The sequence below is a fragment of the Staphylococcus sp. GDX8P114P-2 genome, from assembly GCF_017892945.1.
GTDB classification, from domain to species: Bacteria; Bacillota; Bacilli; order Staphylococcales; family Staphylococcaceae; genus Staphylococcus; species Staphylococcus arlettae.
In genome coordinates this window covers 1-13548 of record NZ_JAESMB010000007.1, presented here as the reverse complement: position 1 = coordinate 13548, position 13548 = coordinate 1, and the positions used below count along the sequence as shown (strand labels likewise).

Genomic DNA, 13548 nt, shown 5'->3' with positions numbered 1-13548 from the left:
AAATAATGACAGAAAAATTTTTATTTTCAAATAGATTGTGCTTTTGGGCTTTTTTCATCAGTTAATTATGTATATAATTAAGGGAGTTGGTTTAATCTTCATTATTGTAAGTATTAACTAGAGTTTCAGAATACAATGATGAAAAGTAAGTTAATTCATACGTTATAGAAAGCGTTTTATCGTGTAAACCATATTACATATTCGTGATACAGTCGATAGATAAGGATAACTTTCTATAAACATATTTAAAGGGGGACTGTATTTGTTATGAGTACACAACATAGCAAAACAGATGTCATCTTAATTGGTGGCGGAATCATGAGTGCAACATTAGGTACAATATTAAAATCATTGTCACCTGATAAAAGTTTTAAAATGTTTGAAAGGTTATCAACACCAGCTCAAGAAAGCTCTAATGCTTGGAATAATGCAGGAACAGGGCATTCAGCATTATGTGAATTAAATTATACCAAAGAAAATAAAGATGGCTCTATAGATATTACAAAAGCTATTAAAATAAATGAGCAATTCCAAATTTCTAAACAATTTTGGAGTTTTTTAGTAAAAGATGGTCAGTTAGGTTCACCTGAAGGGTTTATTAAACCTGTGCCGCATATGAGTTTTGTACAAGGCGTTAAAAATGTAGAGTTTTTAAAAAAACGTGTAGATAGACTTAATAAAAATATCCTATTTAGTAATATGGAAATTACAGATGATAAAGACAAAATCGCTGAATGGGCGCCATTAATGATGGAAGGCCGTACGTCTAACATTCCAATGGCTATTTCATATGATAAAACAGGTACAGACGTTAACTTTAGTAATTTAACTAACAAACTGTTCGATAACTTAGAAAAACAAAATGTAGAATTAAATTATAACCATGAAGTAGAAGATTTAAAACAAAGAAAAGATGGTAAATGGGAAGTTAAAGTTAAAGATTTAACGACTGATGAAGTCAAAATAGTAGAAAGTAAGTTTGTTTTCATCGGTGCAGGTGGCGCAAGTTTACCACTTTTACAAAAGACAGGCATAAAAGAATCTAAACATATTGGTGGTTTCCCAGTAAGTGGACTTTTCTTAGTATGTACTAAAGAAGAAATTACTAAAAAACATAATGCCAAAGTGTATGGTAAAGCATCTGTTGGTGCGCCACCAATGTCGGTGCCACATTTAGATACACGTTATATTGATGGCAAACGTACATTGTTATTTGGACCATTTGCTGGTTTTTCTCCGAAGTTCCTAAAAACTGGGTCTAATATGGATTTAGTAAAATCAGTTAAACCTAATAACTTGATTACGATGTTGTCTGCAGGAGCTAAAGAAATAAATTTAACTAAGTATCTTATTTCTCAATTAACTTTATCAAATGAAGAACGCATGGAAGAATTACGTACCTTTGTACCTGATGCTAATAGCGAAGATTGGCATGTAGTTGTTGCCGGTCAACGAGTTCAAGTAATAAAAGATACTGAGACTGGTAAAGGGACTTTACAATTTGGTACCGAGCTTGTGACTTCTGAAGATGGTACGTTATCTGCATTATTAGGCGCTTCACCAGGTGCCTCTACAGCTGTAGACATTATGCTAGATTTATTACAGAAATGTTATAAAGATGAGTTTAAGCAATGGGAAGGTAAAATTAAAGAAATGATTCCTTCTTATGGTCAACGTCTGACAGATAACGAAGATTTATATAAAGAAATTAATGAAGAAATTAAAAAATATTTAAAAGTTGACTAATGTTATAGTAATACTTTTTATATAATCAAATTAAGCCTGCACGTTGTCTATGATCGACACGTGCAGGCTTTCTGTGTAATGTTAATTATTATTGTCTAATGGTAATTTGATAGTAAAGACGGTACCTTTTTCATAAGTACTGTCAACAGTAACTTGGCCTTGATGTAATTCGACAATTGTTTTTACAATCGCTAAACCTAAACCGTTACTATTGTCATATTCACTTATTTTATAAAAGCGTTCAAAAATATGTTGTTGTGTCATTTGAGACATTGGTTCTCCTTCATTTTGTATCATGAAAGTAATATTTTCGCTATCTTGATGGAGCATAATATCAATCGCACCATCTTTAGGTGAATATTTAATGGCATTGGTAATTAAATTTTGGAAGGCTTGGTGTAGTAGCCGACGATTACCAGTATATGATACAGCTTCAAAATCTGAGAGAATAATTAAGTCTTTTTCATTTGCACTATATTGTTCGTGACGTATTATTTCAGTTAATAATTGATTTATTTGAATTGCATCATTAAATTTTAAATGTACATTGTTATCTAATTCTGACAGAAGCAACAATGCTTTAGTCAAATCACTTAATTGCGTAGTGATTTGGTAAATATCATCTATATATTGATGTTGTGCAGTTGTAGTTTTAGCATGCTTCATTTTATCTAGTAAATGATGGATATGTGTTAGAGGTGTCTTAATTTCATGAGACACATTTTGCACAAAGTGTTGTCGCATATCATCTAATTGTTTGAGTGATTGACGCATAGTATCGAAACGATACTGTAGTGTACCTAATTCATCTTTACGTGTGATTTCAGTAGGTGTGTCAAAATCTCCATGCATCATACGTTCTGTGGAGCGCTTCAGCTGTTGTATAGGTTTTACAATGGCATTAGTAGATAAAATAACAAGCGTGATTGAAATAACAAGTAGCAATGTAATTAACAGTGCTAAAAATATACGAAATTCGCTAAAGGTTTGTCCAATATCTGGTCTCATAAATACTGCTACTTTTTCGCCATCGGAATGAAATGGCACGCCAACAGTATTTGACGTCACATTTTCAAAAAAACCTGTAATAAATGGTTGGAAGGGTTGATTTTTAATACCATGGAAAGGTTTGTCTGCTAATATTTGTTGCACAGCGGATTGTGAAATATTGTCTTCTCTAAAAGGTGTACCGTAAAATGATTTTTTTCCAGAGGTTGTGACTGTCATTACTTGATAATTCATTTCACCCATATGTGTAAAATATTGATCTAATGAGGTGACGTTAGATTCAGATTGATAATTTTTCGCTTCTTTAAGTGTGCGCATAATTTTAGCATCATTGTTTTCCTTTAAATAGAGATGATAGTAAACATTAGTAATTAGAAAACTCATAATGGCACTGAATAGTAAAACAACGATAGTATAAATTGCTATACGTGTATATAAAGATTTAAACATAGTCATCCACCTTATAACCGAGTCCTCTTACTGTAATGATGTTAACTGAAGAATTGAGTCTTTCTAGTCTCTTACGAAGCCTCTTAACATGCACATCTACTGTCCGTTCATTACCTTCATAATCAAAGCCCCATATTTTTTCTATTAACGCATCTCTGCTAAATACTTGTTTAGGGTTAGCAGCTAAAGTATAAAGCAATTGAAATTCTTTATTAGGTAAATTCATTGTCTTTCCTTCAACTTGAATTTCTAGATAAGCTTGATTAAGCAATAAATTACCTACAATAATTTCATTGTTTGTATTGATGTTGTATCTTCGTAATATCGCTCTGATTCGAAAAATTAACTCTTTTATTTCAAATGGTTTCGTAACATAATCATCGGTACCTGTTAAAAAGGCTTTTTCTTTATCGCTTAAAGCATCTCGTGCAGTGAGCATAATAACAGGCAACTGATAGTCATCTTTTAATATTTGACATAGTTCAAATCCATTCATGCCTTCCATCATAACGTCGACAACAGCAATATCTATTTGATTATCCATTAAGTACGAAAGTGCTGTTTCAGCACTTGGTTTCGTTACTGTATGTAAACCTTCTCTATCTAAGTGGTTTGAGACATATTGTAGGATTTTTGGATCATCATCGACAATTAAACACGTAGTCATACTATGTCACTCCTTCTAATTTATTTTCATTATACATATTATATCTGTAATTAACCAAATAAAATTCTAATCACTTATTAAAAAGAAACAAGGTGAATAAAAATTTATTAAGAAGTCATAAAAGTTCATATTGAGTTCATAAAGGCATCATACAATACAATTAATCAATTTGAACAGGGAGTGAGTAAGTAATGAAACTAGCATGGGCGGAAATGAAATTTTATAAATTTCGTTTTATTTTAATTATGCTTATCATATTACTATTGAGTATTATGGTGTTATTTATTAGTGGATTAGCACAAGGATTAGCAAGAGAAAATGTTTCGATGTTAGATAATGTAAATGCAGAAAAGTATGTTATGCAGGATAGTAAACAACCTCAAATAGAAAAATCACTATTGAAAGATTCACAGCAAGAAAAGATAGAAAAAATTACGCAGTCAGAACCGATGCAGTTAGCAGGTCAAACATTAAAACTAAAAAATGAAGATGAAGATGTCATGATGATTAATACTGTGAAAGACCATAAACCTGAATTAGAACAGGGCCACTATCCAAAAAAGAAAAGTGACATTGCCATAAATAAAAAGTTAACGGCTGATGGTCTCACTGTAGGTGATACTGTTACAACAAAAGATGGTAATAAATTAACGATTAGTGGTGTACTTACAGATACAATGCATTCACATAGTTCAGTAGTGATGATGTCAGATGCTGGTTTTGAATCGTTAAATAATCAAGTGTCTACGATTTATCCAGTTACTGATTTATCAGATAATAAAGCACAACAGTTAGAAAACATTTCAGGTGTCAACATTTATAGTGAACAAGACATTACCGATGAAATTCCAAGTTATCAAGCTGAACAAGCACCATTGAATATGATGATCGTAAGTTTATATGTAATTACTGCGATTGTGTTAAGCGCATTTTTCTACGTTATGACAATTCAAAAAATATCAGAGATAGGTATTTTAAAAGCAATAGGGATCAAAACACGTCACTTATTAAGCGCGCTTGTATTCCAAATTTTATTAACTACTATGATTGGCGTAATTATAGCAATCGCTATTATCAGTTTATTATCGATAGTAATGCCTGTATCGATGCCGTTCCACATTACTACATTTAATTTATTGCTCGTGACTATTATCTTTATTGTAGTCGCTATGATAGGAGCTATATTATCGTTTATTAAATTATTTAAAGTTGATCCAATTGAAGCTATAGGAGGTGGAGAATAATGACTTTAGAAATACAAAATATTACAAAATCCTTTGGCCGAGGACAAGCGGAAACACAAGTGTTGAAAGGGATTGATTTTAACGTCGATAATGGAGAATTTGTTATTTTAAAAGGTGCTTCAGGTTCAGGTAAAACTACATTATTAACTATCCTAGGTGGTTTGTTAACAGCTAATGACGGACAGATTTTATATAATAATGCACCATTATTTTCAGCTCAAAGTAAACCAGCAGCATTACGTTTAACAGAGATAGGTTTTATCTTCCAATCAGCACATTTGGTACCATATTTAAAAGTGCAAGATCAGCTCATAACTATTGGTGTTGAAGCGGGTATGACGAAAAAAGAAGCTCGAACTAAAGCTGAAATGTTGCTCAATCGTATAGGTCTAAATCACAGACTAGATGTCTTTCCTCATATGTTATCTGGTGGAGAAAAGCAACGTGTAGCTATTATGCGTGCCTTTATGAATAATCCTAAAATTATTTTAGCAGACGAACCTACAGCTAGTTTAGACGCTGCGCGTGCGACGGAAGTAGTTGAGATGTTTAAAAAGCAAGTGAAAGACGAGCAAATGATTGCTATTATGATAACCCATGATAATAGATTATTAGAATATGCAGATAGAATAATAGAACTAGAAGATGGGAAAATAGTACAACAATAAAATAAAAGCAAAAAATAGGCGACAGTTATGCAATAAGAACTGTCGCCTAAGTTGTGTTATAAATAACTTGGAATTTGCCAAAATGAGATAATACAAATAAAAAAGAGTATCGCGAAATACACTGTTAATAGTAAGCGGTATTTATACATTAAACCTAAAAAATCTCTAATTAATGCAATTTCTAAAAAATGATAGGGCGTGGTACTACCTAAGCCAGTCATGCGAACATTTAAAATTTGTCCAAAACGCAATGCTCTAAGCACATGAAATTGACTCGTTACACAAACAACTTGCGCTTGTCTCGGTATATATGTCGCTAATAAGTCTTTAGTGTTTTTAATGTTTTCAAATGTATTGGTAGATTGATATTCCATAATAATTTGTTGTTCAGGTACCCCGTTAGCGATTAAGTAGCGTTTCATGGCTAATGATTCTGGTATTGGTTCGTCTGGACCTTGACCGCCACTCACAATCATCGTGGCATCACTATTGTTGTTAAACAATACCAAAGCTTTATCCAATCGTTTGGCTAACATTGGCGTAACTTCCTCAGTAAAAATGCCAGCGCCAAGTGTTAGAATCACATCATAATGTACATTGTTCGAACGAGTGGCATAAGCAGATGACCATGTAGCATAACAAACAAAGGTGAATAAGGCACTAAAAGCGATAGCTGCTAACCACAGAAAGATAATATTAATACCAATTGGCATTAAACTAATATAGGCACAAGCCAATGTTATTACAATAAGTTTAACACCACGCTTATATAAGCGCTTCATAAAGCGAAGACTAATATCATTGTTAAATAAATGGCGATGCTTCAAATGTATTAGTATAACACCTAGAATCAACACGATAATCAAATCGATTGGGATATGATGGCGACCAATATGGTAGATGATTACACAGTAACCTAGTATAACAATGGAAATATATGCATTTAGTGATAACAGTATCGTTTGGTTAAAAAACAAACTGATGTAAGCTATAAAAATAAAGAAACACAAAATGATAGTTAATAAATCCATACAGCACCTCAAATAGTTAATCTATTATACTAAATGTAGAGGATTGAAATTAAATTAGCAACTACAATCTGTTAAATAATAAGTAATATTTATGATGACTGCAATAAAGTTATTGGAATATAATATAATTTTGAACATAATGGTTTTTAATCTTTTATCTAGTGATATTTATTGATATTATTAGGGTAATAAGTAAAAGACTATAAAGTGCTAGAAAAAAGACAATTCTAGATATTGTATAGCTTAGAGGTGCAGGACATGGTAAAAAACTTAAGAAATCATATTGATTTTATGGGTATGTTTATAGACGATGTGAATACTTTAGTAGCAAAATTACTCAGAGATTTAAGAGCGGAATATAACATATCGAAAGAACAAGCAAATGTCATTTTAATGCTTGAAAATGAGAGAGCAATGACATTAACAGAAATAACTGAAAAGCAAGGAGTGAATAAGGCAGCTGTAAGTAGACGGATTAAAAAATTAATCCAATCTGATTTAGTAGAATGGGACAAAACAGAAACACATGCTGATCAGCGCCTGAAGTATATTAAATTGACTGATAAAGGCCAACAATTTAATAGTGAGTGTAAATCAATAGTAAGTAATATCGTGAGTGATATGCTATCTGATTTATCTGAAGAACAGATTGAACAAGCACGCTATGTATTAGAGATTATTGATCATAGATTGAAAAATTTTAATATTAACAATTCCTAATATGCATAATAAAAGCCTACACTTCATTGAAGTGTAGGCTTTTATTAAATTTATTTTTTCTTACTTTCTTTGGTTTTAAATGGCCACCAGTTTCCTTTGCCGAATGATTTGGCTATGGAAGGTATAAATAGTGGTAACATTAAAATGTTATATAATAGTAGACCGACAATGACAACTGTTGCAATTTGCATTAATGTCATAGCACCTGAAGAATAAAGAGCAGCTATTGTACCAACTAAAATGAGACAGGCAGTCATAATTACTGTACCCATTTTGCGCATGGCGATTAATAATGCAGGGACGATACCTTGGTAAGCTTCTTCAGAGAAGCGATTGACTAAGAATATTGCATAGTCAACACCTAGAGCCATTAGTACTACAAAGCTAAAGAATGGTACGACTAATAATAAACCACCTAATCCAAGTATATTGTCAAAGATAATATTTGCTATACCAATTGATGCATAATATGTGATTAGAATGGAAGCAATCATGTAAATTGGCATAATAATAGAGCGTTGGAATACAAGTAATACAACAAATAAGAAAATAGTAATTAACACAATAGCTTTAGTCATGTCATTATCAATAGTAGTCTGTAAATCTTTGTTTTCAGCAGACGTACCACCAATTTCTATTTGACTATCGTTAAAGCTAGTACCTTTTACTTGATTTGTTACAGACTGTTCAACTTTCTCCACTGTATTCATAGCCTTTTTGGAGAAAGGATCGTCACTTAATTCTACATTAAGTAATACAATATTGCCGTCATCCTCACTATATTGATTAACAGATTGTTTTAATTCAGAATCTTGCAGCATATCTTTTGTAATATACATGCCCGATTCATCAACTGATTTATCATTGGCCATATCTTCCATTCGTTGTTGTATTTGTTCTTGACCAGATTGTACTTGAGATAGGCCTTGAGACATTTGGGCAGATTGACCTTGACCTGCTTGTTGCGCACTGTTTAAACCAGTATTAACTTGATTAATGCCATCATTAGCTTGTGATAATTGTTGCTGCATTTGGTCAAGTTGATACGTTGTTGTAAGTTGTTCAATAGGGTTACCAGTAGGACGTGTAATCGTGTTTACTCCGTCGACACCTTCAATTTTTTCCAGTGATTTCGCTAATGTTTCAACGTCACTGACGCCGTTTTCTGTTGTCAGTTTTTTATCGTCTTTTATAGCGATTTGAACCGGAAATGCTTGGCCCACACTAAAGTCATCTTTAATGATGTTGATAGCTTTAATTGAGTCGTATTCATCGCTAATTTCATTAGTATTATCATAAGTAATATTATTAGGGGCGAATACGATGATCGGTATTAAAATAATTAAAACTAAGACCAATGCTAAAAATGGTTTTTTTGTAGTGAAATTACCTAATTTGCCCCAAAGTGCACTATCTTTATGACCAGCTGTATTTTTACTTGGCCAAAATACTTTACCACCGATTACTAATAACAAGGTTGGTAAGAGTGTAAACAACACAATCATTAAGCATAATACACCGACCGCAATACCGACTGCAGATTTAAATAAACTAAATTCAACAAAGAACAGTGCTGCAAAGCCAACTAAAACGGTAATTGCACAAATAAGAATTGTACGTCCTCCGTTTTTAAATGTATTAAGTACAGCATCAAAATTACTTTGATCTTTGCCTAATTCTTCTTTATATCTATTGAGTAATAAAATACAGTAATCTGTACCTATACCAAAGAGTAGTGCAACTAAAAATGGTTGAATATAAATTGACACTGGGAAGTCAGCGTATTTCACTAATAATGCAATGATGCCTTGTGAAAATATATAAGATAATCCAACTAATAATAGTGGCACAAATGGTGTTACTACAGAGCGAAAGACTAAGAATAAAATACCTAAAATAAGTATTACGGTTATAACTTCAGTTGTTTTTAACCCTTCATTAATACTCGTGTTAATTTGGTCTTGGATGTTATTTGTACCTGTTAAATAGGAACCTTTGAAAGAATGATTAATGTCATCAATATCTTTTGAAGCTTCTAATGATTTGTCTTTATTGGCAGAAGTTTCGATTGGAATCATGATAGATTTTTTATCTTCTGAAACTAACTTATCTTCAATCGCTGAGTTATCAAATGGCGAAATAACACTTTTTACACCATTTACGTTTTCAATTTTTGATATGTAAGATTTTAACTTCTTCTCATCTTGATTATCCAACTTATTATCTAATTGAACAACCGCACTAATACTATTAGAATCAGCATTAACATCTTTAAGTATTTGTTTGTATTGTTGAGATGTAGTGTCTTTTGGTGGAATGATTTCACCTTTATCAGCTGCTAATTGGGCTAAATTCGGTGAAAATATTAACGAACAAGCAACAGCAATAATAACAATAATGGATATTAACCATTTGAACTTCAATATCGTCTTCATAATAACCTCCTTAGTATTACTAACACTTAAAATATACTATTTTTGGTTGATGACAGTCAACTAAGTGAGCTTTTATAAAATATTAATATATTGTAAATAGATATTAGACTAAATAAGTATTTCAAATACAACTAATACTTTATATAATAAAGAAGGTTATAGTTATAACGAAATAGACGTAAAAATTAGGATGTTATTCGTTCATATATATTGTTTCATTGTAAATTATGTTAAAATAACGTGATAGTGCGAAATGTAGAAGTAGAGGTGATAAGATGCAAAACTGTCCAAAATGTGGAGAAACGGTAAATACAGTTAACAAAGTATGCCCGTATTGTGGACAATCGTTAAGGAGTAGACCTTCTAACAATAAAAAACGAGCAACCCGACAAAATAATAAAACATTAAATAATAAAGTTCGCAAAATCATCCCATGGGGTATTGCATTATTTATCATCATATTATTGATTATCATATTCTTTTTACTTAAGAATTTTAATTCTCCTGAAGCTCAAGCTGATTTATTAGTTAATGCGATAGATAATAACGATACACAAAAAGTATCCTCTGTATTAAGTACTCAAAATAATAATGTAGATGAAGACGAAGCAACAGCTTACATAAAGTATATAAAAGAAGAAGTAGGCATGAAAAACTTTGCGGAAAGTATACATGATAAAATATCCAAACTAAATGAAGGTGATAGTCAAGTTTCGAATTATGTTACTGCGCGTAACAGTGAAAAAGTATTGAAAATCACCAAAAATGGTACACGTTTTTTCCTCTTTAACAATATGAATTTTACTGCTCCTACTAAAGAAGCAATTGTAAAACCCAAATTTGATGCTACGTATAAATTTAGATCAAATGATAAACAACGTACAGTTACTGCTGATAAAAATCAAGCAACATCATTAGGGAAATTTATCCCGGGAGATTATAGTATTGAAGCTAAAAGAGAAACGGAAAATGGTCAATTTAGCGGTGAGTTGAAATTTAATTTTAATGATAGTAATAATGAAACGGTTGATGTAAATCAATCCTTTAATGAAGCATATTTACGTTTTAACCTCAATGGTGCAGATAATCTTGATAAAGATACGATTAAAGTGAAAATAAATGATAAATCATTTGATTATGACAATTCTAAAGCTTATGGTCCATATCCAAAAACAAAACAAATCACAGTGAAAGCGGTCGGGGAAGCGAAGAAAAAAGAATTTAGTTCTGACGAAACGACAATTCAAACAGATAACTTAAAAGACAATACAACTGTATCTATTAATTTTGATGAAGAAGAAATTGATAAATATGTGAAAAAGAAAGAAAAAGAAGAGAATAGCTTCCGAAATAAAATAACTAATTTTTTTAGTGACTACACACCTGCATTAAATACAGCATATACACAAAATAATTTTGATATGGTGTCAGAGTTTGTCAAAAAAGGATCATCTAACTATAAAGCAACTAAAAACGGAATAAGTTCAAATCAATATAGATTTTTCCAAATTCCGCAAATTTCTGAAATAGTTAGGTTAGACGATAAATTTTATGTTACTGGTTACGCCTTGAAACGTGATGGACAATATGGTGAAGTGAATTATGTCCTCGAGGGTACATCTAAAGGTGATGACTTACAAGTGATAAATTATAGCGAATAATTAGAGGCTGGAATAATGTTATTCCAGCCTCTTTATAGTATCGAGATGGTTAGCAAGTATACCTAGTGTAATTCAATTGTTATAATAATAAAGGTTATTTATTACGCTACCATTTTAATCTGCCTAACTGTTCTATATAATAATAGTATTACATGCTTAGGAGATTACATTATGTCTGAAAATAAACAAAGTAATTCGCTTATTTTTATTGTTATATTAGGAGCTTTAACGGCTATCGGTGCATTATCGATTGATATGTTTTTACCGGGCTTACCTGAATTACAAAATGATTTTGGAACGACAACATCAAATGCTCAGTTGACTTTATCTTTTTTTATGGTTGGGTTAGCACTAGGTAATTTATTTGTAGGTCCTTTATCGGATTCACTAGGCAGAAAAAAACCATTACTCATTACAATGGCTTTGTTTACAATTGCTAGTGTAGCGATAGTATTTACTACAAATATTGGGGTAATGATATTCTTGCGTTTCGTACAAGGGTGTTGTGGAGGAGCTGGAGCAGTTATTTCACGTGCTATTTCAAGTGATTTATATAGTGGGAAGCAACTCACTAAATTTTTAGCAATACTTATGTTAGTTAATGGAGTGGCACCTGTATTAGCACCTGCACTTGGTGGCATCGTGTTAACATTTGCTACATGGCGTATGATATTTATCATCTTAACAGTCTTTGGCTTAGTTATGTGCGTAGGGATAGTGTGTTATATTAAAGAATCACTGACGACTGAGCAGAGAACACCAGCTAATTTAGGTTCTATTTTTTATAACTTTAAACAATTATTAGCCAAACCCAAATTTGTATTACCTATGTTAATACAAGGTTTTACATTTATATTTTTATTTAGTTATATTTCAGCATCACCTTTTATTGCACAGCGTATTTATAATATGAATGCTTTACAATTTAGTTGGATGTTTGCGACTGTGGGCATAACATTGATAATTTCGAGTCAATTAACCGGGAAGCTAGTTGATTATTTCGCTAGACAGACACTGTTTAGAGCGTTGACAGTAATTCAAATTGTTGGTGTGCTCGGGATTGGTATAACTTTACTCAATCATCTGCCTTTATATATGTTAATAATTGGATTTATTATATTAGTTGCACCAGTGACAGGTATTGCTACATTAGGTTTTTCTATTGCTATGGATGAGCGTTCAGGTGGTAGTGGTAGTGCATCTAGTTTATTAGGGCTCGTACAATATTTATTCGGTGGTTTAGTTGCCCCGTTAGTAGGAATAATGGGAGAAGATAGTTATCTACCGTATCTTGTTATTATAAGTATTACAGCAATAGGATTGATAATATTACAAATAATTAATTACCGAGTATTTCGTTAATACACAATGATTTCAATTCCATATTACAATAACCTATTAGGGTGTTAGTGATTTATGGAAGTTAAAAATGAATTGCAAAATGGGAGTGGGACAGAAATCTGATTTTGAAAAAATGATTTCGTTGTCCCACCCCGGCAAGGATGACTAGCATTGAAACAAGCTTGGTTTGAAGCGCATTTTCAATGCAGTCAGCTACTGCCAATATGAAAAAGGGTTTCGAATAAAACATGAAGTGGGACAGAAATCTGATTTTGAAAAAATGATTTCGTCGTCCCACCCCGGCAAGGATGACTAGCGTTGAAAAAAGCTTGATTTGAAGCGCATTTTCAATGCAGTCAGCTAACTGCCAATAAGGAAAGAGACTAGGACAAATCAATGATGTTCTAGCCTCCATAACGTAGACAAATCCTTTGCATTAATTTGCGAAGAGTTTGTTTATTTTTTATTTATATAGTTTTGTCAAAATAGTAGTGCTTTTTCGTATATTTACATAGTAGGAGAAAATGTCGACCTATCGAATTATCTGATACGTAAAACCTATATCCAGTTGGCAGTG

Annotated in this window: 10 protein-coding genes; 6 read left to right on the top strand and 4 right to left on the bottom strand. The window is 32.0% G+C overall.

Annotated features, from left to right (window positions below; genetic code table 11):
- Window positions 1-267 precede the first annotated feature (267 nt).
- Window positions 268-1746, top strand: a complete 1479-nt coding sequence (mqo, locus tag KA845_RS02455; protein WP_103388768.1) for a malate dehydrogenase (quinone) — start codon at window positions 268-270, stop codon at window positions 1744-1746.
- Between the two features lie 81 nt (window positions 1747-1827).
- On the opposite strand, the gene KA845_RS02450 is transcribed toward mqo, so the two are convergent.
- Window positions 1828-3204: a HAMP domain-containing sensor histidine kinase gene (locus KA845_RS02450; RefSeq protein ID WP_210127778.1), complete on the bottom strand. Its 1377-nt coding sequence runs from the start codon at window positions 3202-3204 to the stop codon at window positions 1828-1830.
- The gene (locus KA845_RS02445) at window positions 3197-3871 is read right to left on the bottom strand and encodes a response regulator transcription factor (protein ID WP_210127777.1); all 675 of its coding nucleotides are present in this window, start codon (window positions 3869-3871) and stop codon (window positions 3197-3199) included. Before KA845_RS02445 ends, KA845_RS02450 begins: the two co-directional genes overlap by 8 nt.
- A 191-nt stretch (window positions 3872-4062) precedes the next feature.
- On the opposite strand from KA845_RS02445, the gene KA845_RS02440 reads away from it, so the two are divergent.
- Together KA845_RS02440 and KA845_RS02435 are read left to right on the top strand one after the other, a co-directional pair.
- Window positions 4063-5115: an ABC transporter permease gene (locus KA845_RS02440; protein WP_103388770.1), complete on the top strand. Its 1053-nt coding sequence runs from the start codon at window positions 4063-4065 to the stop codon at window positions 5113-5115.
- A complete protein-coding gene (locus KA845_RS02435) occupies window positions 5115-5783 on the top strand; it encodes an ABC transporter ATP-binding protein (protein ID WP_002509087.1) in 669 nt (222 codons plus the stop codon). The genes KA845_RS02440 and KA845_RS02435 overlap by 1 nt, the downstream gene beginning before the upstream one ends.
- Before the next feature lie 56 nt (window positions 5784-5839).
- Here the strand turns inward: KA845_RS02435 and KA845_RS02430 are convergent, their stop codons facing one another.
- Window positions 5840-6814 (bottom strand): YdcF family protein, encoded by a 975-nt coding sequence (locus KA845_RS02430; RefSeq protein ID WP_210127776.1) that lies wholly within the window; start codon window positions 6812-6814, stop codon window positions 5840-5842.
- A 258-nt stretch (window positions 6815-7072) separates the two neighbouring features.
- Between KA845_RS02430 and KA845_RS02425 the strand changes: the two genes are divergently transcribed.
- Window positions 7073-7534, top strand: coding sequence for a MarR family transcriptional regulator TcaR (locus tag KA845_RS02425; protein ID WP_002509089.1), 462 nt, complete (start codon window positions 7073-7075; stop codon window positions 7532-7534).
- A 50-nt stretch (window positions 7535-7584) separates the two neighbouring features.
- On the opposite strand, the gene KA845_RS02420 is transcribed toward KA845_RS02425, so the two are convergent.
- Entirely contained in the window at window positions 7585-9969 is a 2385-nt protein-coding gene (locus tag KA845_RS02420; protein WP_002509090.1) for an MMPL family transporter, read from the bottom strand.
- A gap of 275 nt (window positions 9970-10244) precedes the next feature.
- Between KA845_RS02420 and KA845_RS02415 the strand changes: the two genes are divergently transcribed.
- Together KA845_RS02415 and KA845_RS02410 are read left to right on the top strand one after the other, a co-directional pair.
- Entirely contained in the window at window positions 10245-11630 is a 1386-nt protein-coding gene (locus KA845_RS02415) for a membrane-associated protein TcaA (protein ID WP_021459719.1), read from the top strand.
- Between the two features lie 171 nt (window positions 11631-11801).
- Window positions 11802-12992 (top strand): putative multidrug effflux MFS transporter TcaB, encoded by a 1191-nt coding sequence (locus KA845_RS02410; RefSeq protein ID WP_021459718.1) that lies wholly within the window; start codon window positions 11802-11804, stop codon window positions 12990-12992.
- Window positions 12993-13548: the final 556 nt, after the last annotated feature.

Coding starts and splice junctions, on each gene's coding strand:
- KA845_RS02420 (WP_002509090.1), bottom strand. CDS start 9,969: ATGAAGACGATATTGAAGTTCAAATGGTTAATATCCATTATTGTTATT.
- KA845_RS02435 (WP_002509087.1), top strand. CDS start 5,115: ATGACTTTAGAAATACAAAATATTACAAAATCCTTTGGCCGAGGACAA.
- KA845_RS02450 (WP_210127778.1), bottom strand. CDS start 3,204: ATGTTTAAATCTTTATATACACGTATAGCAATTTATACTATCGTTGTT.
- KA845_RS02425 (WP_002509089.1), top strand. CDS start 7,073: ATGGTAAAAAACTTAAGAAATCATATTGATTTTATGGGTATGTTTATA.
- KA845_RS02410 (WP_021459718.1), top strand. CDS start 11,802: ATGTCTGAAAATAAACAAAGTAATTCGCTTATTTTTATTGTTATATTA.
- mqo (WP_103388768.1), top strand. CDS start 268: ATGAGTACACAACATAGCAAAACAGATGTCATCTTAATTGGTGGCGGA.
- KA845_RS02415 (WP_021459719.1), top strand. CDS start 10,245: ATGCAAAACTGTCCAAAATGTGGAGAAACGGTAAATACAGTTAACAAA.
- KA845_RS02430 (WP_210127776.1), bottom strand. CDS start 6,814: ATGGATTTATTAACTATCATTTTGTGTTTCTTTATTTTTATAGCTTAC.
- KA845_RS02440 (WP_103388770.1), top strand. CDS start 4,063: ATGAAACTAGCATGGGCGGAAATGAAATTTTATAAATTTCGTTTTATT.
- KA845_RS02445 (WP_210127777.1), bottom strand. CDS start 3,871: ATGACTACGTGTTTAATTGTCGATGATGATCCAAAAATCCTACAATAT.